At 47.7% G+C, this 24,231-nt stretch carries 17 protein-coding genes and 3 pseudogenes; 7 read left to right on the forward strand and 13 right to left on the reverse strand.

Translation table 11 applies throughout. The features are described 5' to 3' along the window. Positions 1-5: 5 nt before the first annotated feature. The 5 genes and pseudogenes from IT233_01960 (at position 6) to hisF (ending at position 5,782) form a co-directional block, all read left to right on the forward strand. The gene (locus IT233_01960) at positions 6-725 is read left to right on the forward strand and encodes a glycosyltransferase family protein (protein ID MCC7301385.1); all 720 of its coding nucleotides are present in this window, start codon (positions 6-8) and stop codon (positions 723-725) included. Beyond that, complete coding sequence (locus tag IT233_01965) at positions 722-2,152, forward strand: GNAT family N-acetyltransferase (GenBank protein ID MCC7301386.1); 1,431 nt, start codon at positions 722-724, stop codon at positions 2,150-2,152. The genes IT233_01960 and IT233_01965 overlap by 4 nt, the downstream gene beginning before the upstream one ends. Then, complete coding sequence (gene pseI, locus IT233_01970) at positions 2,149-3,222, forward strand: pseudaminic acid synthase (GenBank protein MCC7301387.1); 1,074 nt, start codon at positions 2,149-2,151, stop codon at positions 3,220-3,222. Before IT233_01965 ends, pseI begins: the two co-directional genes overlap by 4 nt. Continuing rightward, a complete protein-coding gene (hisH, locus tag IT233_01975) occupies positions 3,200-3,817 on the forward strand; it encodes an imidazole glycerol phosphate synthase subunit HisH (protein MCC7301388.1) in 618 nt (205 codons plus the stop codon). Before pseI ends, hisH begins: the two co-directional genes overlap by 23 nt. After that, positions 3,811-5,782, forward strand: a pseudogene (gene hisF / locus IT233_01980) (imidazole glycerol phosphate synthase subunit HisF). The gene hisH and the pseudogene hisF overlap by 7 nt, the downstream one beginning before the upstream one ends. On the opposite strand, the gene dacB reads toward hisF, so the two are convergent. From dacB to IT233_01995, 3 genes are all read right to left on the reverse strand, one after another. Then, entirely contained in the window at positions 5,774-7,330 is a 1,557-nt protein-coding gene (gene dacB, locus IT233_01985; protein MCC7301389.1) for a D-alanyl-D-alanine carboxypeptidase/D-alanyl-D-alanine-endopeptidase, read from the reverse strand. The pseudogene hisF and the gene dacB overlap by 9 nt on opposite strands. Next, positions 7,330-8,406, reverse strand: a complete 1,077-nt coding sequence (locus IT233_01990; GenBank protein MCC7301390.1) for a beta-lactamase family protein — start codon at positions 8,404-8,406, stop codon at positions 7,330-7,332. Before IT233_01990 ends, dacB begins: the two co-directional genes overlap by 1 nt. 131 nt (positions 8,407-8,537) lie before the next feature. After that, positions 8,538-11,918, reverse strand: a complete 3,381-nt coding sequence (locus IT233_01995) for a methylmalonyl-CoA mutase family protein (GenBank protein ID MCC7301391.1) — start codon at positions 11,916-11,918, stop codon at positions 8,538-8,540. A 105-nt stretch (positions 11,919-12,023) separates the two neighbouring features. Between IT233_01995 and IT233_02000 the strand changes: the two genes are divergently transcribed. Next, on the forward strand, positions 12,024-12,800 hold the full coding sequence (locus IT233_02000; GenBank protein MCC7301392.1) for a YdcF family protein: 777 nt from the start codon (positions 12,024-12,026) through the stop codon (positions 12,798-12,800). A 61-nt stretch (positions 12,801-12,861) separates the two neighbouring features. Here IT233_02000 and IT233_02005 read toward each other — a convergent pair whose 3' ends face one another. Beyond that, a complete protein-coding gene (locus IT233_02005) occupies positions 12,862-13,863 on the reverse strand; it encodes an SRPBCC family protein (protein ID MCC7301393.1) in 1,002 nt (333 codons plus the stop codon). An 88-nt stretch (positions 13,864-13,951) separates the two neighbouring features. On the opposite strand from IT233_02005, the gene IT233_02010 reads away from it, so the two are divergent. Beyond that, the gene (locus IT233_02010) at positions 13,952-14,971 is read left to right on the forward strand and encodes a peptidoglycan DD-metalloendopeptidase family protein (GenBank protein MCC7301394.1); all 1,020 of its coding nucleotides are present in this window, start codon (positions 13,952-13,954) and stop codon (positions 14,969-14,971) included. On the opposite strand, the gene IT233_02015 is transcribed toward IT233_02010, so the two are convergent. The 9 genes and pseudogenes from IT233_02015 to IT233_02055 all read right to left on the reverse strand — a co-directional run bounded on the left by IT233_02015 (position 14,968) and on the right by IT233_02055 (position 24,227). Next, positions 14,968-15,408, reverse strand: a complete 441-nt coding sequence (locus IT233_02015; protein ID MCC7301395.1) for a GatB/YqeY domain-containing protein — start codon at positions 15,406-15,408, stop codon at positions 14,968-14,970. The genes IT233_02010 and IT233_02015 overlap by 4 nt on opposite strands. 80 nt (positions 15,409-15,488) lie before the next feature. Continuing rightward, positions 15,489-15,728 (reverse strand): annotated as a pseudogene (locus IT233_02020) (cell division protein FtsZ). 1,230 nt (positions 15,729-16,958) lie between these two features. Further along, positions 16,959-17,960: pseudogene (ftsZ, locus tag IT233_02025) on the reverse strand (cell division protein FtsZ). 85 nt (positions 17,961-18,045) lie between these two features. Continuing rightward, a complete protein-coding gene (gene ftsA, locus IT233_02030; protein ID MCC7301396.1) occupies positions 18,046-19,317 on the reverse strand; it encodes a cell division protein FtsA in 1,272 nt (423 codons plus the stop codon). 1 nt (position 19,318) lies between these two features. Continuing rightward, the gene (locus tag IT233_02035; GenBank protein MCC7301397.1) at positions 19,319-20,113 is read right to left on the reverse strand and encodes a hypothetical protein; all 795 of its coding nucleotides are present in this window, start codon (positions 20,111-20,113) and stop codon (positions 19,319-19,321) included. Next, positions 20,110-21,483, reverse strand: coding sequence for a UDP-N-acetylmuramate--L-alanine ligase (locus IT233_02040; protein ID MCC7301398.1), 1,374 nt, complete (start codon positions 21,481-21,483; stop codon positions 20,110-20,112). The genes IT233_02035 and IT233_02040 overlap by 4 nt, the downstream gene beginning before the upstream one ends. Beyond that, entirely contained in the window at positions 21,480-22,589 is a 1,110-nt protein-coding gene (gene murG / locus IT233_02045; GenBank protein MCC7301399.1) for an undecaprenyldiphospho-muramoylpentapeptide beta-N-acetylglucosaminyltransferase, read from the reverse strand. The genes IT233_02040 and murG overlap by 4 nt, the downstream gene beginning before the upstream one ends. Beyond that, positions 22,573-23,745, reverse strand: a complete 1,173-nt coding sequence (locus tag IT233_02050; GenBank protein MCC7301400.1) for an FtsW/RodA/SpoVE family cell cycle protein — start codon at positions 23,743-23,745, stop codon at positions 22,573-22,575. The genes murG and IT233_02050 overlap by 17 nt, the downstream gene beginning before the upstream one ends. Beyond that, positions 23,742-24,227 carry a hypothetical protein gene (locus IT233_02055; GenBank protein ID MCC7301401.1) on the reverse strand — a complete coding sequence of 162 codons (486 nt, stop codon included), beginning with the start codon at positions 24,225-24,227 and terminating at the stop codon, positions 23,742-23,744. The genes IT233_02050 and IT233_02055 overlap by 4 nt, the downstream gene beginning before the upstream one ends. Positions 24,228-24,231 lie beyond the last annotated feature (4 nt).

Genomic DNA, 24,231 nt, shown 5'->3' on the forward strand with positions numbered 1-24,231 from the left:
TGAGGATGAAAAAACGTCCCGGTATCATTACCCAGGCGCGAATGGGCAGCACCCGTTTGCCGGGGAAAGTTTTTTCCTCAGTTGGGAACGGGAACCTGATGGACATTCACCTCGGAAGATTGCGTCAGACCGGATTAGAATTTGCAATAGCCACAACAGAAAAGCCGGACGATGATGCTTTTATTATTTACGGAAAGAAATACGAACTGAATGTTTACCGGGGAAGCGAAGAAAATGTACTGCTCCGCTTTTTCGAAACGGCAGAATACTTCGAGTTTGACCCTGTGATTCGTGTCACTTCTGATTGTCCACTCATTGATCCCGCCCTGATTCTGCGAGGCCTGGAGGAACATCTTGCATTTGAGCGTAACGATCTGTATACCTCCAACACGATAGAAAGAACCTATCCGCGGGGTTTTGATTTTGAAATATTTTCCTTCGATATGCTGCGCGCGGCAAAGGAACATGCGGCGACGGCTTTCGAAAAAGAACATGTCACACCCTGGATCCGTGCTAACGCAGAATCACTGCATCACATCACCGACCCGGAAAACCATTCCGATCTCCGCGTTACCGTAGACACAGCGGAAGACCTGGAACTGATCCGGCAACTCGTGCTTGAACACCGTGCTCACCTGCTCCCCGCACAGGAAATTACCCGTATTCTGACCACTCATCCCCAACTGGCAGCAATCAACGCACATATACGTCAGAAGGAAGAATGAAGAATCTATACATATTTACAGAAGGTGATAAACATTCCGGCATGGGGCATCTTATGCGATGCCTGGCCATTGCCACCACGCTGCGGGATATGTTCCGGATAGAATTCGTGCTGCCTTCAGATCATACCGAAGCAATAAGCATTGTTCTGAAAAATCGCTTCAGAAAATCAGTGGTAAACGACTGGGAAGAAGCGCTGATCATTCCCGACGCCGGAGATATTGTTCTCATGGATTCGTACCGAATTCCTGCAGGTATCGATGTGCAATTGGCGGAACTGGGAGCACGGATCGTAGCACTGGTAGATGAAACGGATAAATGCACGGCTCATGCGTTCATATGCCCCGCCGGAGATGTTCGCGCATCCGTGGTGCAGGACCCTCCTCTTCTTTTCTTTTCCGGACCTGCATTCGCGCCCCTCCGTGCTGAAATTCTCCAGAATTCCCGGATGCCTGTATATTCTGAGAAAAAAAATACCCTTATCTGTTTCGGAGGCGCAGATCCGAAAAACTACCTGCTGCGTACCGCAAGGGTGCTCGCCACCGCCTATCCCGGCCGGTACTTTACCCTTGTCACCGGTCCGGCGTACGGAGCGCATGAGGAACTACGTGAATTCCTTGCAACGCATCCCTCCTTTTCACTGCAGAATAATCTTACTGCGGCGGGAATGGCAGAAATCTTCCGCACCCACGCACTTGCTATTACCTCGGCCTCTACGGTTGCGTACGAGGCCTGCGCCTCAAGAATTCCACTGCTTGTTTTACCAACTGCGGACAATCAGCAACCCATGTTCGATTTCCTGACGAACCATCAGCTGGCCGATGGCGTTCTTTCGCCCGAGGAGTTAACCCTTCCACCCTCTCCCCTGCTCCCCGGTAAGCCTGCTGTTCAGGAAAAATACTTTGACGGGAACAGCGACCGGCGCCTTCGTGAGATCTTTCAGTCGCTTTCCGACGACCTCACTCTCCGAAAAATACATGCGCTGGACGAAGAAATGCTGCTGGAGTGGTCGAATGAGGAAGGAACAAGAAATAATTCATTCAACACCACAGCAATCACGAAGGAAGCACACCACACCTGGTTTGAAACAAAATTAAATAACAAAAGCTCCGCGGCCTGGATTGCAGAAGACATCAGAGAACCCTTTGCCTTCATTCGAATAGATCCTTCTAAAGATTCATTCGTATCCGGTAACGCAGTAATCAGTGTGAATCTGAAAAAAGAATTTCGGGGGAAAGGGTTGGGGGCAAAGGTTCTTCGAAGAGCTTGCCTGCACTATTTTGCCCAACATCCCGGACACTGCATCAGCGCGTTGATTAAAAACGGTAATGAAGCCTCTGCGCGTGCATTTACGGAAGCGGGCTTCAGCTTTGTAAATCGTTTCCTGTACCAGGGAACTCAAACTATTCAAATGAATAAAAAACTATGAAACTGGGAAGAACTATCATCGGGAAGGGACAACCTCCCTTCATTATTGCGGAAATGAGCGGAAATCACAATGGGTCTCTGGAAAGAGCATTGGCCATTGTGGATGCCGCAGCGGAGGCCGGCGCCCATGCAATCAAGTTGCAGACGTATACTGCCGACAGCATGACCATACCGATGGAAGGTGGTAAGTTCACCATCGACGATCCGAAGTCGTTGTGGCACGGACGAACACTGTATGAATTATACGAGGAAGCCCACACGCCCTGGGAGTGGCACGAAGCGATCTTCAAACGCGCAAAGGAGAAGAAGATCCTATGCTTCTCCTCCCCCTTCGATGAGGTGGCCGTGGATAAACTGGAAAAGCTGGGCTGTCCGGTCTACAAAATAGCCTCATTCGAAAATGAGCACATGCCCTTGCTGAAAAAAGTGGCACGTACGGGAAAACCGGTGATTATGTCTGCCGGACTCATTAACGAACAAAATCTCAGACAGTCTGTTCACCACCTTCAGCGTTACGGATGCAAGGATCTCATCCTGCTGAAGTGCACGTCTACCTATCCGGCCTCCGCCTCCGAATCGAACCTGGCCACTATTCCTGATCTGGAAGCAAAGTTCAAATGCACCATAGGGCTTTCTGATCACACACCGGGAATTGGGGTATCCCTGGCTGCGGTTGCACTTGGCGCCTGTGTCATCGAAAAGCATTTCACCCTTTCAAGAACCGACGGAGGTGTAGATGCCGCTTTCTCACTTGAACCCAACGAATTGAAACAACTTGTCACGGAGGCCACTCAGGCGGCTTTATCCATTGGTTACGTCTATTATGATCTATCCAAAAGAGAAAGCCAAAGCCTGCAATTTAAGCGTTCCATTTATGTGGTTAAACCTATTCTTGCAGGTGAGAAATTCACGGAGCGGAATGTTCGCATCATTCGCCCCTCTGGTGGCATGGAACCGGCTCATTATGAATTTCTCCTCGGAAAAAATGCTACCCGGGATCTTCAACCCGGCACAGCCCTGACCATTGATTGTATTGCAAAACCCGCAGATGAAGAAGATCGGGATCATTGATTATGGCGTGGGAAATATCCGCTCTGTCCGTCGTGCTTTTGAGGCCATAGGCGTTGAAACGGAATTGGTCAGCACTCCCGGAGAACTAAAAACCTATCAAAAGATCGTTTTGCCCGGAGTGGGGGCATTTGCACCGGCCATAGATGCATTGAGAAATAAAGGGTTTGACATAGCCATACCCAACTTTCTAGCTACGAAAGAAAACAAACTGCTGGGATTGTGCCTGGGAATGCAACTTCTATTTGAAAGCAGTTCAGAAGGCGGGAAGAATGAAGGACTGAAGATATTAAAGGGTGAGGTAAGGAGTATAGAAGAACTGGGGTTAACCCTTATGATCCCTCACATGGGATGGAACGAGGTAAAAAAAATAAAAGGTCAAGGATCAAGGTTGCTTGAGCATGTAGAAAACCCATGCTTTTATTTTGTACACAGCTATTATTGCAAACCCTCCGCAGAGATCACAGGATACCATACAAACTATGGCCAGGAATTTGTTTCCGCCCTTGAAACAGAAAACATCCTGGCTTGTCAGTTTCATCCTGAAAAAAGCCATGATGCCGGACTGCAGGTACTAAAAAACTTTTCGGAATGGTAAAAACACGTCTCATTCCGGTATTGAATATCCTGAACGGGCATATCGTCCGCAGTGAGGATTTTACAATCCACCAAAAGATCGGAAATGTGGTAGATGAGGCAAAACGCTATAACGAATGGAAAGCAGATGAGCTGATTTGCCTGGATATAAGTCGTGATAAAATATACGACCTCGGTCGTGATAAAATATACGACCTCGGTCGTGATGATCACAAAACGGAATCTTACTCCTCTCTTCCAGATATATTAAACCTGATTTCCAATGTCTGCTTCATGCCATTAACTTTCGGGGGAGGAATCCGCAATATGGAACAGGTAGATACGCTGATACGGGGCGGAGCGGATAAGATCACATTGAATACAATCGCGGTGGAAGATCCGGGGTTTGTAAAAAAGGTTTCGGAGAAATATGGCCGACAGGCGGTAGTAGCCTCCATTGATTATAAAGGTTCCGGTGTAAAAGCGGAAGTATACACAGGATTTGGTGGCAAGTGTGCCGGTGGACTGTTGGGCTGGGTAAAGGAACTGGAAGAATTGGGCGCAGGTGAAATATTTCTAAACTCTATTGACAGGGATGGGAAGGGGAATGGCTATGACCTGGAGACCATTGGTTTGGTGGTGGATAGTACCCGGTTGCCCGTGGTGGCTTGCGGGGGTGCGGGAACAATGGAGGACTTTGTAACTTTGGCGAAACATTGCAAAGTGTCCGGTGTAGCCGCAGGAAATATCTTTCATTTTACGGAACGGAGTTATCCCAGGGCGAAGCAACTTTTAAAAAAGTCAGGCATTGATGTCAGATAAGAAGTACTTCATCGAACCTGATCGGCCTGCTGCCATGCGGTACTGCAAAAAATGTGTGTACCCTGCAAGTTCCGCGGTACCACTTGCCTTTGACGAAAATGGGATTTGCACTGGATGCAGGGCTGCAGAACAACGGGTGGACATAGACTGGGAAGCCCGGGAAGAAAAATTTCGTGATCTCGTAGAAACGTACAGAAGCAAAGACGGTAACAATTATGACTGTTTGATTCCCGTAAGCGGAGGAAAGGATTCTTACTTTCAAATACATATTATCAAAAAGGTATACGGCCTTAACCCCTTGCTCGTCACGTATCATGGGAACAATTACACACCCACGGGTATGAAAAACCTCATCAACATGCGTGAGGTATTCGGGTGCGATCATGTTTTTTTTACTCCCAATATTGAAGTCCTGAAAACGCTGAACCGGATGGGAATGCGCATGATGGGAGATATGAACTGGCATGCACACGCCGGAATCTTTACTTACCCTATACGGGAGGCAGTGCAAAAGAACATTCCCCTGATGATCTGGGGTGAACACGGGTTCATGGATCTGGGTGGCATGCACTCTTACAACGATTTTGTAGAATTTACTTACAGATACAGGCATGAGCATTGTTTGCGAGGGTATGAATGGAATGATTTTCTGGCTGCTGCACCGGCATACAATGAAAACCTCTGTCAATCAGATCTTACGCCCTGGGTGTATCCTTCCGATGATGAAATTGATCGCGTTGGAGTCCGCGGGATCTATATTTCCAATTATTTCAGGTGGGAAGCGAATGAGCATGGTGAGTTGATGAAAAAACTCTACGGATTCAAAGAAGCGGAAGAGCCTTTTGAACGCACGTATCGCCGCATGTCGAACCTGGACGATATGCACGAGAACGGCATACACGATTATATGAAATACATCAAGTTCGGATATGGCCGCGCTACAGATCACGTGTGTAAAGACATCCGTGCCGGAAAAATGACCCGTGAGGAAGGCATCCGAATCGTGAACCAGATGGATCCCATTAAATCAAAGGACCTCCGGCGCTGGCTGGAATATGTAGGCTGGACCGAAGAGGAATTTGATAAAGTTGCAGACACTTTCAGGGATCCGAGAGTGTGGTGGAAGGGGAAAGATGGGGAATGGAAGAAGGATAATTTACTCTAACTCCGCCATTAAAATCATCAACCTTTCCATAACATTCCGTATCCCTATTGCATCCAGCTGATGATTATTGGAGATCATGGAAAAAGATAATCTACGACCGGATTTGGTGGTGACATACCCTGCATAGCTTCTCACACGGGTCATGTACCCGCTTTTGGCACGGATCTTACCATCAGCGCTTGTACCCTCCCCTATCCTGCGCAAAGTGCCTGTTTCCCCGGCGGTAGGCAGTGAATTGTAAAAAACTCCGAACATCGCTGTGTCTCTTGTATATGCATTCAGCATCAGCGTAAGTTGCTTACAGGTAATCCCGTTGAAGCGAGACACCCCACTGCCATCCGTCATGTAAAATCCTCCCAGGTCTACTTTATGCTCTTTTGCATAAGCCATCACCGAAGAAACACCATTGAGCGTGGATCCGAAATCATGACGCTGTAATCCCAGGCCTCGCAAAATGCTTTCTGCGTAAAAGTTCTGAGAAATTTGATTGGTGTGAAATACCAATTGCGACAAAGAAGGAGAAACCATTGAATAAAATGTCTTTCGCTCCCGCTTTTCGTACATGCCATTCACCTTTAATTTGCGGATAGTCTGCACAGTGTCCTTCACCCGAATGCCTGCACTCTTCAGGCTATTCTTCAGGGTATAGGCACAATAGAGTGGCGCGTCGGGGATGGGCGCTCTTGCCATAAAATCATTGGCTACTTCTCCCATTGCCACACGTTCAGGATTATAGGGGCCGCTGTGTACATACACATAGCTTTTGTGGATCTTCGGATTATAGAAAACCTGGTTAAGGAGGATTAACCCGGGTACATCCTGCCTTGACTTAATATAGGTTGTCTTATTCTGCACCTTTACATCAATCTCAAACCAGTTCTCACAAAAATTCAATCCACATACACCCGTCCCGTAATCATTCTGAATATCCTCCCATGCATATCCAAGCGGGATAGGATCAAATTCAAAAAGCTCTGCATCAGCAATAATCCTTCCGGTGATGCTGTCGATGCCCTGCTTTTTTATTGCGGCTACAAAAGCGGACATTACCTTATCCGAAGAACTTCCAAACACCTCTGAACCTAAGCTCGGATCTCCGGTTCCTTGTATATAGATATTTCCATTCAGGATACCACTCTCAATCTTTCCATCGTACTGAAGGCGTGTAGCGAACCGGAATCCGGAACCTAGCCTGGATAAAGCAACCCCGGTAGTAAGTACCTTCAGCACAGAGGCAGGAACCAGGGAACGGTTCGCATCATTCTCCAGGATCACTTTCCCGCTATCCGGATCAAAGAGGCAAAACCCAAACGCTCCGTAACGCATGGCCGGAGAATTCCGGATACTGTCGAGCGCATATTTCAATTGCTGAAATGCTGTACGCGGCATTTCATTCCCCGGTGTTTTTACAGCATCCCTTACCCCTTTGATGAACTTTTTTGTTGGCGTTTCCCCTTTCCGGAAAACTCCGAAAAACACCAGTAACAACAAGGTCAGGGCGGCTCCTAATGCGGCTCCTGCTACCCAAGAAAAGTGCTTTCGCAACATTATTCTTCTTCTTTGATACCTGAGTTATGCTCTTCGCCTATCTCCCCATCGCCTCCGGCCGTCTTGTTGTCCAATATTCCCAATACCCCGTACAGCCGGTAGGGCTCTTTTGAAAATTTATTACCAAGGATGATGATGGTTGTGCTGTCCTGGAGTCGTCTGTAAAAACAAGAATTGTATCCATGCCACCAGCCATTGTGAAATACCACAGGCAATGAATCTTCTGTTCGGAGAATTCTCCATCCATATCCGTAATTATAGATCCCTTTACGCTCCTTCTGCCGGGGCTTGAACATCAGTTCAATCACCGTATCCGCAAGCAAGGTATGATTGTAAAAACTCTTATCATACTTATTCAGATCAACCACATTGGTAAATACTCCTTTATCACCCACACAACCATCCAGAAAATTATTTTTCTCAGGTTCCCACTTTGAATTATACCCCCGGGCACGGATTCTGGAAGGGTCATCGTACATTCCTCCCACCCATGTATTATTCATCTCCAGTGGTTTGAATATTTTTTCTTCCAGAAATTCCGCGTATGTATTTCCACCTACAATTTCAATTATTCTTGCAAGTACAATATAATTTGTATTGCAGTAATCAAACTTTTCATTGGGTTTATAATACCTGGGAGGACTGGAATCACAAATTGCCCGGATCATGTCATCCAGCTTCACGGGCGTTTCAGAATCGGGATACCACTTCTCAGAAAAGTAGTGGTATTCGCCCAATCCGGACCGATGCGAAAGAAGAAGATCAATACTTATTCCCTTGAAAGGCCATCCCTTGATATACTTTTCAACTTTATCCTTCAGCCTGATTTTCCCTTCCTGATACAGGATCAATATGGCGGTTGCGGTAAACGTTTTTGTTACACTGGCCACCTGAAAGGATGTAGTGGGATCAAGTTCCGTACTCTTTGACTTATCCGGGTATCCAAAGCACTTCTTATAGATCACTTTTCCCTTTCGCGAGATCAGCACATTTCCGTTAAATCCATTCTGCACCTTGCGTTGAAACAGTGTATCCAATCGCTGAACGATCAGAGGGGCGTGATGGCCTTCAGTCATACTGGGAAAAAACCGATCTGCTTCAGGGAAATGCTTTAATTGAATAGATCGGTACTCACAGGAAAGAATGAGTAGTAGTGGTAGTAGTAGTGGTAGTGGTGGCCGTGAATGAGGAGAAAAGCGGAACATGATCACATATTGCGTCTATACTGGCCACCGACTTCAAACAAGGCCGTAGTAATCTGTCCCAGCGAACAGTATTTTCCTGCCTCCATGAGGCATGCAAACAGGTTCCGGTTTTCCACTGCTGCCTTTTGCATATCCTTCAGGCAATCTGCCGTTTTGCCGGCGTTTCCTTTGTTCAGGTGCTGTACCATGCTAATCTGGTACTCCTTCTCCTCCGTTGTTGCCCGTATTACTTCACGCGGCAGAATCGTAGGGGATCCTTTGGAAGACAGGAACGTATTCACTCCGATGATGGGAAGCTCACCCGTATGTTTCATCGTTTCATAGTATAAGCTCTCCTCCTGAATCTTTCCGCGCTGATACATGGTTTCCATGGCACCCAGTACGCCTCCCCGCTCATTAATCCGGTCGAACTCCAACAGTACTGCTTCCTCCACCAGATCCGTCAGCTCTTCGATAATGAAAGAGCCTTGCATAGGGTTCTCGTTCTTAGAAAGTCCGAGCTCCCTGTTAATAATGAGCTGAATCGCCATTGCTCTCCGTACAGATTCTTCTGTTGGCGTAGTGATGGCTTCATCATACGCGTTCGTATGCAGGGAATTACAATTATCGTAGATAGCATAGAGTGCCTGCAGCGTTGTGCGAATATCATTGAAATCAATTTCCTGTGCATGAAGCGACCGGCCAGATGTCTGTATATGGTACTTCAACATCTGGGAGCGTTCATTGGCTTTATACTTGTTTTTCATGGCCCGCGCCCAGATCCTTCGAGCAACACGTCCAATCACGGAATATTCAGGGTCAATACCGTTGGAGAAGAAAAATGAAAGGTTCGGTGCAAAGTCATTCACATCCATTCCCCGGCTGAGATAATACTCCACATATGTAAAACCATTGGCGAGTGTGAAGGCCAGCTGGGTAACAGGATTCGCACCAGCCTCCGCGATATGGTACCCGGAAATGGAAACAGAATAGAAATTACGGATACTGTTCTCAATGAAATACTCCTGTACATCCCCCATCAGACGTAATGCAAATTCCGTAGAGAAAATACATGTATTCTGCGCCTGATCTTCCTTCAGAATATCCGCCTGAACTGTACCGCGTACGGCAGCCAGCGTACATTCTGCGATCTCTTTATACACGGATGCCGGCAACACCTGATCTCCTGTTACACCCAGCAGCATCAGTCCCAGTCCGTCGTTTCCTTCGGGAAGTGGTCCCTGGTAGGCCGGACGGGGCACTCCCTTTTTCTTATAGATCTCCCGGATCTTTTCCTCCACTTCCTTTTCCATTCCCTGCTTACGGATATACAATTCACATTGCTGATCTATTGCCGCATTCATAAAATACGCGGTCATAACCGCAGCCGGACCATTGATGGTCATGCTTACGCTGGTTTTTGGATCTGAAAGATTAAAACCGGAGTATAATTTCTTTGCGTCGTCCAGACAGCAAATGGAAACGCCGCTGTTTCCGATCTTGCCGTAAATATCCGGACGTGTTTCAGGGTCGCGACCATATAGTGTAACTGAATCGAACGCAGTAGATAATCTTTTTGCCGGCATACCCAGAGACACATAATGAAAGCGGCGATTGGTACGCTCCGGGCCGCCTTCGCCGGCGAACATGCGTGTAGGATCCTCACCCTCCCGCTTGAAGGGAAAAACGCCTGCCGTATAAGGATACTCTCCGGGCACATTCTCCTTCAGGTTCCACCGCAGAATATCTCCCCACCCTGTATAAGAGGGAGTAACCACCTTTGGAATCCGTATATGTGAAAGGGATTCCGTTTGTGTAGAAACTTTCAGATCCTTTCCCCGTACCTTATAAATAAAAACCTCATCCTTGTACTGTTTACGCTTCGAGGTCCATCCATCAAGGATCTTTCTGCACTCCGGCAGAAGGACTTCTCTCCGTAGTTCAAGCTGCTCTTTGAGTTTCCGGATCATCCGGTCTTTATCATCCATAGAGGAGCCCGCAAGCGACTGGATAGCTTTTTCGATTCCGAACAGTTCATCGGCAACTGCGGCCTGCTCTTCAATCCACTGTCGTTCGCTCCTGTTCTGCTCTGATATTTCTGAAAGATACCTTGTACGTCCGGGCGGAATAATAAAGATCTTTTCGCTTACCTCAGCGGCGGCGGAAAGTTTAGAATTGAAATTTAATCCCGTCTTCTCCGCGATCTTTCCCAGAACGGAACGGTAGAGCCTGTTCATTCCCGGGTCGTTAAACTGAGAAGCGATGGTTCCGAATACCGGGAGATTTTCGTCCTCAGCGGCAAAATCCTTCCGGTTGCGTTTATACTGTTTACGCACATCCCGCAACGCATCCTGAGCACCACGCTTATCAAATTTGTTCAGGGCCACCACATCTGCGAAATCCAGCATATCTATTTTTTCCAGCTGCGATGCGGCGCCGTATTCTGGTGTCATCACATAAAGGGAAAGATCGCTGTGATCAACAATTTCTGTATCACTCTGTCCAATCCCGGACGTTTCAAGTATGACCAGATCATACCCTGCTGCTTTAACCACCAATACTGCTTCGTTCACATACTTTGAAAGGGCGAGATTACTCTGGCGGGTAGCCAGTGAGCGCATATACACGCGATCGTTGCTGATGGAATTCATACGTATGCGGTCACCCAGAAGAGCCCCTCCGGACTTTTTCCTGGAAGGATCCACCGAAATGATAGCCACTGTTTTGTCAGGGAAATCCAGTAAAAACCGGCGAACGAGTTCGTCTACAAGTGAAGATTTCCCGGCGCCTCCTGTTCCGGTAATTCCCAGAACAGGAATTTTCTTCTTAGCTGCACGAGTCCGCACCTCGTCCAGCATACCCTTTACCTCTCCGGGATAATTTTCGGATGCGGAAATAAGAGAAGCAATGGCTTTGGGATCCTTCAATTGAAGATGGTTTACCTCTCCGTTGAGATTCTTTCCGCTAGGAAAATCGCTCTTCTGGAGCAGGTCATTGATCATGCCCTGCAAACCCATTGCTCTTCCGTCGTCAGGAGAATAAATGCGGGCGATACCATAGGCGTGTAACTCCTTTACTTCAGAAGGCAAAATTGTTCCGCCACCGCCGCCAAAGATCCTGATATGTCCGCAGCCTCTTTCCTTCAGCAGATCGTGCATGTATTTAAAAAATTCCATGTGTCCGCCCTGATAGGATGTGATTGCAATGGCCTGCACATCTTCCTGCACGGCGCAGTCAACAATCTCCTTCACGGAACGATCGTGTCCGAGGTGGATTACCTCCGCTCCGCTGGCCTGAATGATCCTGCGCATCACATTGATGGCTGCATCATGTCCGTCGAACAGCGAAGCTGCGGTTACTATTCTGATCTTATTTTTCGGTTGATATACTTCCGTCTGAATCATATTCCACTTTAGCTGGGGATAACCAACAAATTTACCCTTCCTTCAGGTGACCTCCAAAAGAGCAGTGAAAATACTGATAATCAGGGTTATTGCTATCTTTACGGGATGTTTTTTCTATTCAGCAAACTGCTTCATTTCCTGATCAGCCCATTTACCTGGATTTTAGGTGTCCTGATATGGGGCATTCTATGCAAAGATCCGTTGCGGAAAAAGAAATTATTCCGCTGGACACTGATCCTCTTTCTGTTTTTCTCCAATCCCTTTATACAGGATGAATTCATGCGTGCCTGGGAAGTTCCGGCTATTGCTGATGAAAAACTAGAAGTACATGATGTAGCAGTTGTATTGGGAGGGATAAGCACGTATGATGGAAAAATTGACCGGATCCAAATGCAGCGGGGGGCCGACAGGCTTATTCAGGCCATCCGTTTGTACAAGGAGGGAAAAGTTAAACGCATTTTATTCGCCGGTGGCTCTGGAAGTATACTTCACCAGCACGTGAAGGAAGGAGAGCTGATTGGAAGAATGATGAAACATTTAGGGGTACCGGATTCCGTGGTGCTCATTGAAAATGATTCGAAGAACACACATGAAAATGCTGCGGCAACACGGAAACTGCTGGACACAAAAAAACCGGGATGGGAAGACCTGGATCTGAAAATACTTCTGGTTACTTCAGCATCTCATATGAACAGGGCAGTTGCTTGTTTCAGAATGGAAGGGATGAATGTTACTCCGTATTCAACCGATCGTAATTCAGGAGAACGCAAATGGGAGTTTGATCATTTGTTTATTCCCAATGTGGAAACATTAAGCAGTTGGGATAAACTTTTCCACGAATGGGTAGGGATGGTGATATATACCGTGATGGGATATGTATAAACAAGTAAGCGTCTAGATTCAAGAAATACAACTTTCTCCGTTGACTCTTGATTCGTACGTTTTATTGCGGAATTACAATATCCGTCTGCCATTTTGTTGAATCCGGTTCAGCGCCCGGATCCGTGATGTACAATTCCCAACGAGGAGCATGAACGTCTTTGCCATTAACCTTCAACCATTCGCTGATTCCCATATGGAAAGGATACATACTCTTATACCCTCCGAAATAGGAGACTTTTAAAGCTTTGGTGTGAGTGGTAGAATACGCATTAAATCCCTCATCTGTTTTTACAGGAAGCTTATCTACGATAAAACCAACCTCCATGTCCACTTTGGTATCCGTGTAGTTCATGTAAATAGCGAACACCGGTCCGGCTTGTTTCGAACCTGCTTTTCCTGCCATGGCACCGATCTTTCCATATGTCTCGCCCAGGGTTTTAGAAATTTCTGAAGGGGTGCAGGAAACCTTCATCGTCACCACATTCATGGGAGCAGCGTCTACTTCTTCCATGGCAACGGGTGTCCATTTTGGAAAGCTCTCCACCAAGGTTTTCAAACCGTTCAACGACTTCATAAAATCAGCACCCAACATGGCATCCATATCCACCAGGGCCATCATAGGCCGAAGCATGAAAGGAGTTTCCATATCCATGTAACAAGTCACTTTCGTTGCGCCTGCAGAATCCTGAAATACCCATCCACCAATACTTTCTCCCATCCCCTCGAAGGTGAGCTTATATTCAACCAGCTTTCCCGCATCACTCTTCAAGATTTCAATTGAACCCTTTCCTACACTGTCGTTTGTACTTTCCCAAAGATGGATAGCACCAACACCTGCATTCGGGCCTTCAAAAGTGGTTTTCATGTTGGGATCAATATTATCCCAGTATGACCACTTGATCCATTGGGTCAGATCATTCACGGGTCCAAAGGTGGTATTGGGGTCTGATTGAATGAGCAGGGAACGTTCAATATGCATTTTTGAAGGGAGGGTTACAGCCCAAACACACCATCCGGTAAAAATTACCAATGTAGTGATAATCAGGTATTTAACTACTTTCATGAGGGTCTTTTTAATTTCTCCAAAGGTATAAGAATGGTGAATATTCCTTGGATTTCCGCTTGATTTTTTTAGTTTAGCACTCCTCATTATGAAGACCAGGAATCTCATAGTGCTACTCCCCTTCTTTTTAGGGCTGGTATTCGCCGGTCCTGCCTCGGGTATGGCGGTTAGTAATGTGGATACACTGCCTCTGCGCGAAGTAATCCGCACGAATAACCTGGAACTTGTGTCGAAGATGAGCGATGAGCAGTTAGTAGTCCTGATTGATCTGCTTTTTGAACTGGACTCGATACCGGTAGACCTGGCGGCCGAGATAGGAAGAACAGTCAAGTCACGCAGATCATCAGACCCTGCGCCACTGACGGTTGTCAAGCCTGTAAGTCTGCAACTATATGAAAGTTCAACGCCTGCGTCAGAATATTACACGGTTTTTGATTCGAAACATCTTGTTCCCATCGAGGACAGCTGGAAAAAATCCGATACGGGATTTGTTATCAATATGTATCCTGAGGGACATGAGGAATTCTTCATGCCCACTTGTGCCATCGTTTCTTCACCTTTCGGATGGAGGGGCGATACGGCAATGCACAACGGCATTGATCTTGACCTGAACCGGGGTGATCCTGTGGTGGCAGCCTGGGATGGTATTGTGCGCATGTGCGGCCGGCATGGTAACTACGGTAATCTTGTGGTGGTGCGGCATTACAATGGACTGGAAACAGTGTATGCGCACTTACATAAGATCAGGGTGAAAGTAGGTATGCAGGTAAAAGCCGGGCAGGCGGTAGGATTAGGTGGAAGCACAGGGCGATCTACGGGTTCACATCTTCATTTTGAGGTACGTTTTAAGGGGCAGCCGATCAATCCAAAATACTTCATTTCATTCCGTTCGGAAAAGCCAATTGGAATGTACATGGTCATCCGGAAAACCCGTAATGGTATGTGTGCCTATCCGCTGGGAGTCGAATACCACACAGCCGAAAAAGGAGATAATATTTTTGAGATCGCGAAGCGGTACGGAAAAACCGTGAAGGATATTAAAGAGTTGAACGGAATGAGTGGCAAGAGTTATAAGATCAAGCCGGGTATGAAGGTAAGAGTGAGTTAAGGATTCAACAGCTTTTTAACCATTTCTGATATTGCCTTCCCATCCGTTTTTCCTGCAAGAGCTTTGGTAGCTTGTCCCATCACCTTCCCCATGTCACCTGGACCTTTGGCCCCCACTGCTTCGATGATTTTCTGAAGTTCCGCCTTCAACGCATCCGGACTCATTTGCGCCGGAAGAAAGGCTTCAATCACTGAAGCCTGAAACAACTCCACTTCTTCCAGGTCCTTCCTGTTCTGAGAGGAGTAAATCTCTGCCGTTTCCTTGCGTTGCTTGACCATCTTTTGAAGGGCTTTCAATTCCGTTTCCTGAGTATACCCTTCAGGGGAAGTCTTAAGCAGCAGGATGGCAGATTTAATTCCCCGGAGTGCTTCGAGCTTTCTGGCATCTTTGGCAAGCATGGCCGCCTTTATATCAGCGTTGATCTTTTCCTCTAACATATTTCTGTGTTTGGGAACAAATATAAAAAAAGTAGGGAGGCCCGAAGCTGCCCCCCTACTCGACTGCATTCTAATCTAAACTAATCTACATTGTCGTGAAGGAAAGAATTGTTCGGTTTAATCTCGATCTTCTTGTCCTCCCCTTCACTCAGGGTATATCTGCTAACGTTGGATTCCGACGAATGTTGCTGGTTATCGAGGTTCACGCCACGACGCTTGTAAGCAGGCTCGTTTTCCAGTTCGGCCAATCCGTTCGGTGATTTAAGCTTATAGCTCAGTTCCTTCAAGCGCTGGATACGTTCCTGCGCTTTTTTGATCTGACTGTTGCTGGCCATGGTTTCTTCCGATTTTTCTTCGGCAACCACTTCATCCTGCTTTTTCTGCTCTATGGTGAGCACCGGCGGCTGAATTTCTTCCTTTCGCATCTCCACTACCGGGGTTTCATCCACAGGTGTTTCCGTTACCCCGGCTTCCGGGGATGCGGTCACCTCCGCTACCGGCGTTTCCTCAGCGGGAATTTCTGCAACCGGTTCAGAACTGATTTCCATAACCGGCTCCTCCCGGATTTCTTCGGCGCTAAAGTCCAGTGTAATTTCCACTTCCTTCTTCTCTACCTCCGATTCTACTGAAAAGGCATCCGGTTCTACACAAAGGGGCGCCGTTTCCTGCTCCAGCATTTCTTCCAAAGACGATACTTCATCTGTCGTTTCAGGATGCGTCTCCGCGGTGAACAAGTCCGATTCCGGTGAATTGTGTTCTTCTATTTCGGGGGTCTCCTCGGAAATAAAGGTTTCATTTTCAAAAAGCGACTCCTGCTCCACCTCAGCCGCAGGTACTTCTGTGATCATTTCCACCTCGGGAGTGGTATTCTCCTCTGTATTCATTAGGACAGGAATTTCCTCCACCGCGGTCACTTCCTCCTCCACTTCCGTTACTTCCTCTATTACCGCGGTTACTTCCTCCATTACAGGAGTCTGCACTTCCATCATTGGTGTTTCCTCCGGATGGGTTGTCTCTTCCAGGGCAGTGATCTCCTCCTCTGCATGGATCACTTCAGAAACAGGTAACTCTTCCAAAACCGGGGTTTCCTCCAACAAAGGTGTTTCTGCCACCGGGCTGATCTGGACCTCAGCAGTTATCTCCGCTACCGGAGCTTCCACAACAGGAATTTCCGCCACGGGTGTAATCACTTCAAACTGCTCCTCCGTTTTCACCTCCTCCTCTGCCAGGGGGGCAACATTTACCCATCCGGACGGAGCAGGAATAGATTCCTCCACCGGGGAAGAAAGAAAGTCAGAAGAATAAAGATCTGATTCCTCCTCTTTAACTTCCTCCACAGCGGCAACCTCTTCTACGTTTCTGATAACAAGTACCGGCTCCAGGAGGCGATCTTTTTCCTCACGGGAAAGGTTGCTGAAGGTCTTATTCTCATCGGTTCTGAGATCCGATTTTACCTCCATACTCCCTTTCAATACCGGCTCATCCGCGCTATGATCTGCAACAGGAGGAGCCACACAATTCATTTCGGATGTGCTTTCGTTCAGATCCAGCACTTTTTTCTCCGGCTTCTTGTGGGTTTCATATCCCAGCAGGGGACGGGAATGGAATCCGGTGGCAATAATGGTCACATTCACCGAATCGCCGAGTGAATCATCCACACCATATCCGATTTTAATATCTGCATTTGTTCCGGTAGAATCCTGGATAAAATCCGTAATCTCTCCCAGTTCATCCATTGTGAGTTCCTTGGTACCGGAGGTGATATCAATGAGAACAAACTTGGCACCTGTGATTTCATTATCGTTCAGCAGCGGAGAATTCATTGCGACCTCCACGGCTCGAATAGCCCGGTTTTCCCCGGCCGCACTGCCTGTTCCCATCAGAGCAACACCGCTGTTCTTCATCGCAGTATGAACGTCGTTAAAGTCTACGTTCATATGCTTGGTATGGGAAATCAGTTCAGCGATACTCTTGGCAGCATTGGCCAGTACATTATCGGCCTGGGCAAAAGATTCACGCACGCCAAGGTTTCCGTAGATCTCTCTTAGCTTGTCGTTGGTAATCACCAGCAGACAGTCTACATGCTTTTTCAGTTCCTCGATCCCCAGTTCCGCCTGTTTCCGTTTATTTTTCCCTTCGAAAGAGAAAGGAAGTGTTGCAATTCCCACGGTAAGCACGCCCATTTCGCGGGCGGTCTGGGCGATGATCGGAGCCCCTCCTGTGCCCGTGCCCCCACCCATGCCGGCGGTAATGAACACCATCTTTGTGCCCTTGGAAAGAAAATCTTTGATCTGATCCAGGCTTTCTATGGCTGATTTCATACCGATCTCAGGAAGAGATCCTGCGCCGAGGCCCTGGGTAAGGGCTTTGCCCAATTGTACCTTTATGGGAACGGGACTGGACTCCAGTGCTTTAATATCGGTATTACACACAATAAAATCCACCCCTTTGATACCGAGGCGAAACATGTGGTTTACTGCGTTTCCTCCTCCGCCACCAACGCCGATGACCTTGATAATGGAGAGGAGTTCTTTTGGAATGTCGAAGCGCATCATGGATAAGTTTTGGTTAAAATTAAGTGAAGCCCGTCCGCGCTTTGCGCTGGGCTACACCAACTTATCCACGTTGAATTGTGAATTACTCCCGGGCCGCGTCGTCCTCAAACCACTCTTTCCCGCGAAGAAAAAACCGCTCAATTAAATTGCCGGCCCGCTTCGTGGTATGGGTAGCAATTTTCTCCTTTCTACGGGTAGTATCCTGCTCCACCGCTTCCAGCCCTTTAATCACAAGTCCCACCCCGGTGGCGTACATTGGACTGGTAACCTCCTCCACGCTTTTGGCCAGGTGTTCATTAGGATAACCAATACGGGTATCCATTCCGGTGATATACTCAATAAGCTGTGTGATGTGCTTCAGTTGCGCTCCGCCGCCGGTTACCACTATACCTCCTGCCAGTTTCTTCTCGTACCCGCTGTTTTTGATCTCATAATAAACATGCTCGATGATCTCCTCCATTCTGGCCTGTATGATATGTGCCAGGTTTTTAACTGAGATTTCCTTAGGTTCCCTTCCGCGTAACCCGGGAATGGAAACGATCTCATTTTCCTGGGTTTCGTTGGCAAAACAAGAGCCGAATTTCACCTTCAGCAGCTCTGCCTGACGGTGAATGATAGAGCAGCCTTCTTTAATATCTTCCGTAATCACATTACCCCCAAATGGAATAACGGCAGTATGGCGGATAATGCCATCGTAGAAGATCGCTATATCCGTGGTACCACCTCCGATGTCTACCAGCACGATTCCGGCCTCCTTTTCTTCCTCGCTCAGCACGGCAGAGGCCGAGGCCAGCGGTTCAAGAACCAGTCCTACTGTTTCCAGCCCCGCCTTGGCAATGCACTTGACAATATTGTTCATGGCAGCAACCTGACCGGTGATAATATGAAAATTAGCCTCCAGGCGGATTCCAGACATTCCGATGGGATCTTTAATTCCCTGCTCACTATCCACAATATACTCCTGCGGAAGTACATGCAGTATCTGCTCGCCCGGTAGCATTACGAGGCGGTACATATCCTCTATTAAAGCATTAATATCCTTCTGGTTAATCTCATCCTCCAGACTCTTCCGGGTATAAATTCCCCGGTGCTGCAGACTTTTAATGTGCTGCCCTGCAATTCCAACCATTACGGTTGTTATATCTACACATGCACGATCTGAAGCTTCCTGGATGGCTGCACGGATAGCAATAACCGTTTTCTCAATATTGACCACCACGCCGCGCATAACGCCTTGTGAATCGCTCTTCCCCATACCGAGAATTTCGATCTTCCCGAATTCATTTTTGCGCCCCACAATGGCGGCAATCTTGGTGGTTCCGATGTCTAATCCGACTATGATCTCTGATTCCATATCATTCTGTTTTAGAACAAACAATCTGATTTTTAAATTTCAGCTGGATGGTATCGTATTGGTTCCATCCTGTATGATTTAACCCTTCCGTGTAAAAGATACGGAGTTTATCCAGTTTCTGTTTCATTTCTGAGGTATCTCCCATCATGATCCGGTGATCGCCGGCCCGCGGAATCAACTCAAATTCCATTTGCGCATTCACATAAATCTGCTCGAACTGAGCCGCCCACAAAGAATCGCTGTCCAGATATCTGACCAGATGATATACCTCATCCAATATCGTGGTTTCCAGGTCTTTACCTCCATCAGCGAAAGCAAAATTAAAATGTGAGTTAAAGCATTCGCTGATCTCTCCATTGACCAGAATCACCCTCGGGGTAAAGCCGGGTGACCAGTTCATCATGTGTCCATTCCGGTCGAGGTAAAAAGTTTCTCCGTTTTTATTCATGACACGCGCCAGGGGGTCCTTCTGAATGATATCAATCCGCAGTTTTCCGTTGATGCTCATATATACCTCAGCGCTTTCAACCCAGGGATTGGTATTCACCAACATTTCCAGTCGGGGCACACTGATGCTGCCCAGGGGCATTCCCTCCAGTGCATCGCCGTTACTCCTGATCAGCTCGCGAATGGCATCTTCTTCCACAAGATAATTTTCTCCATTTCGAAGAATATTGATCTCCACTTCACTGCAAAGCAGGCGCTCTTCCTCTGCTGAGGCAAAACCCAGCAACACCAGAATTCCTGCTCCCAGCAGGCTCCAGCATACAGCATAAATAATCCGTCTTAATTTCACTCCAATGCGCGTTTTACAGGTTCAGCCAGTAACTCAATATCACCGGCTCCCATGAGTAATACCACCTCATAATGGGATGAAGAAAGCAAATCCGGCAACTCCTTTTTTGAAGAAATACATTTATTTTCTAACCTTACTTTGTTCAGAAGCATGGTGGTATTCACTCCCGGAATCGGTAATTCCCGTGCTGGATAAATGTCCAGAAGTACCAGCTGATCCAGCTTTTCGAGGCTGCGGGCGAAGTCGTCGGCGAAATCCCGGGTGCGTGTGAACAAATGTGGTTGAAACACTCCGGTAATACGCTTTCCGGGATATAGATCCCGGACCGCCGCAATGGTGGCACTAAGCTCTGCGGGGTGGTGGGCGTAATCATCAATAAGTACCAGATCGTCGCGACGGATGTGGTATTCGAAACGCCGCTTCACTCCCCGGAAGGAAGCCAGCCCTTTACGGATCGCCTGTTCCGATACCCCCAGGGACCAGACGGCGGTAACAGCTCCCACGGCATTCTCCACATTATGTCTGCCGGGCACACCCAGATTCAGGTTGGCGATCCGTGTATCTCCGAGGATCAGATCAAAAACAAAGCGGCCGTTCTCTACCCGCACGTTTTCCGCCCGGTGAGGAGCAGTTCCTTCTCCGCAATACTCCAGAAATCCGGCAGATGGATGACCCAGGTACTCTTTCAATCCCTGTTTGGTTACCAATACTCCACCCGGCTTAACACCCGCTGCGAAAAGAGAATACGTACGCAGCATTTCACTGTGATCGCCGTAGATATCCAGATGATCGGGATCCAGTGAAGTGATAATTGCCGTCAGAGGCCGTAAAGTCAGAAATGAGCGGTCGTATTCATCTGCCTCCACTACCACAATATCCGTGGTTCCTTCCAGCATATTGCTTTCATAATTCTGAGTAATACCTCCAAGAAAAGCCCAGCATTCAGTTCCGGCGGTACGAAGCAGGTGTGCAATGAGAGATGAAGTGGTAGTTTTGCCGTGCGTACCGGCTACTGCCACCGTTCGGGTGCCTTCCGTAAGCATGCCGAGCACTTCAGATCTTTTCCGGATCGTATATCCCCTCTCCCGAAACCATATCCATTCCCCGTGTTCAGCAGGAATAGCGGGAGTATACACCACGAGCACATTTTCTTTCGGTGCTTCCAGGAAGGAAGTTGGAATAAGATCGGGGTCTTCTTCGAAATGAATATCCATTCCTTCCGTTATCATTTGTGCCGTGAGGGAGGAAGGTGTCTTATCGTAACCTGCGATTTCCACACCTGCCTTGTTGTAATAGCGGGCCAGTGCACTCATACCGATGCCCCCGATACCCAAAAAATACATATGTGTTATATTTTCAGGGACTTTCATCTCTTCTTTACCATTGATATGATTTCGTCTGCAATCAATGCAGCGGCATTGGGAAGTGAAAGACGCAATGCATTTTGTGCGAGTTGGTTTCTTGCTTCCTGGTTCTTCATCAGATCCAGAATTAAGTGGATCAACCCTGTTCCGGCATCCCTGTCGCTGATCATTTGCGCTGCGTTTTCATTCACCAGCGCTATGGCATTTTTGGTCTGATGATCTTCCGCTACATTGGGTGAAGGCACCAGGATACATGCCTTGCCTGCCACACATATCTCCGACACGGAAATGGCGCCCGCGCGTGATATTACCAGGTCAGCCGCTGCATAAGCCAGATCCATACGCTGGATGAACGCTGAGAGATGAATGTTCGTATGACCGAACTGTTGCAGAGCTGATGCCATCTCCTTTTCCTGATTCTTGCCCGTTTGCCAGATCACCTGCATACCGGCCTCCTCCAGCTCCCTTATACCGCGCAACATTGCACCGTTGATGGTTCCCGCGCCCAGGCTCCCTCCTATTACCAGCAGTACCGGCCGGTCCTTTGCCAAATGGAAATAACCGATCGCCTCCTCTTTTTTGCTTTTCAGGTCCACAATATCCTTTCGTACGGGATTACCGGTTATGAGTATCTTCTCCCGGGGAAAGTACTTTTCCATTCCGCGGAAGGCCACGCAGATCCGGTTTACTTTCGAAGCCAGCAGTTTGTTGGTTACACCGGGAAAGGAATTCTGCTCCTGAATCAGAGTGGGAATTCCTCTTGCGGCCGCCACCCGCAATGTGGGTGCACTGGCATACCCGCCTGTTCCGATCACCGCATCGGGAGAAAAATCCTTAATGATCTGCCGGGCTCTTCCCATGCTGGCCATTAGTTTAAAAAGAAGATTCCAGTTTTTCCAGATTTTCTTCCGCTGGAACCCGGCGATGGGCAATCCTTCAATACGGTATCCGGACGCCGGCACTTTTTCCATTTCCATTCTTCCCAGCGCTCCGATAAAAAGGATCTCCGCATCCGGGCGTTTTTCCCGTATGGCATTGGCGATGGCGATGGCCGGAAATATATGGCCGCCGGTACCTCCGCCACTGAAAATAAATTTAAGCGGGACTGACATCAGGGACAGAATCTTTCTCCGCGGGTAGTTCTGTTTCCAGCTCTCTGCTCACGCTGAGCAGAATTCCTACCGCAATACTGGTGAACCAAATCGAAGTTCCTCCCATGCTGATGAAAGGCAAAGGCTGTCCCGTTACCGGAAACAGATTGACTGCCACCGCCATGTTGATAAATGCCTGGAACACCAGGCTGAAAGCCAGTCCCACCGAGACCAGTACGCCAAATAACTTTTCACACTTGGTGGCTATTCTTATCGCCCGGAACAATATGATGATGTAAAAGAAGATAAGGACAATTCCGAGAAGTCCGCCCATTTGTTCCAGGATCATCGCGAAAATAAAATCTGAGGATGCCTGCGGAAGAAAAGAGCGTTGGTCCGAATTTCCAAGTCCTTTGCCCACAAAAAAATTTGAGCTTCCAATGGCGGTTTTGGCCATTTCCGACTGATAATTCTCCTTTGCATTTCCGGAAGTAAAATCTGTCAGGCGTTCTTTCCAGGTCTCACCTCTGGGTATTACGCCCGGTGCATAGATGATGAGCATAATCACCACACCGAGAAATACGATCCCGGCACCAGCCACCGTCAACAGGTGTTTGATCCGCGCTTTTCCGATGAAGAGTAAAAGCATGCAGGTAGCAAACAGCATAGCCGAAGTAGAAAAATTAGTGGGAAAGATGAGACCACAGATCAGGACAACCGGAAGAAACACAGGCAAGAAACCCTTTTTGAAATCTCCAAGCATATCCTGCTTTACCGTAAGTAAACGGGCGAGATACATCAGGAGCGAAAGCTTTGCCAGATCAGAAGGCTGGAATGTGAGTCCCAGTCCCGGTATTTCTATCCATCTTCCGGCACCTCCCGCTTCCACACCCCAGAAGGTGGCATAGATCAGCAAAGGAATAGATATATAAAATCCAATTTGCCCGATCCGTGAAAAATAGCTGAACCGTATCCGGTGGATGAGATAAATGATTCCGAGTCCCATGCAAAGAATTGCGGCGTGTTTGACCAGGTAGGGAATGGTATTTCCCCCTTTATATTTAAAGGCCAGCGTGCCGATAGATCCGTAAACCATCAACAATGAAACCACTGACAGCAGGACAATGGTCACCCATAGTACCTTATCTCCTTTTAATGCGCGCAGTATTCCCATCAGGGTAACAGTTTTCGGACCGCCTTTTTGAACAGGTCGCCCCGGTTTTTATAATTATCAAATGCATCGTAACTGGGACAGGATGGTGAAAAGAGTACCAGGTCTCCGCTGCGTCCCCACTTTGAAGAGATGAACACTGCTTCCTCAATTGAAATAGCATGCGCAAAAAACATACATTCTCTCCGGAACATTCTGTACATTCTGTCAGGATCACTGCTCAAACAGATCAGTCCTTTCACTTTTTCCTTCATTAAATCCCTCAGCAGGGAATAGTCCACTCCGCGGTCCTGCCCGCCGAGGATCAGCAGCACGTTCTTACTGCCTGTTTCCATGGAGCGGAGACTTTCCCAGGTAGTATTCACCCGGATGGAGCGTGAATCGTTAATAAAATCAATTCCACGGACACTTCCGGCAGGCTCCAGAGCATGGTCAAAGAGCGTGGAGGTATCCCGTTTATAAACCGATATTTTCTTCTTTGCAAACATAGGC

This window comes from Bacteroidia bacterium (assembly GCA_020852255.1).
GTDB lineage: Bacteria > Bacteroidota > Bacteroidia > JADZBD01 > JADZBD01 > JADZBD01.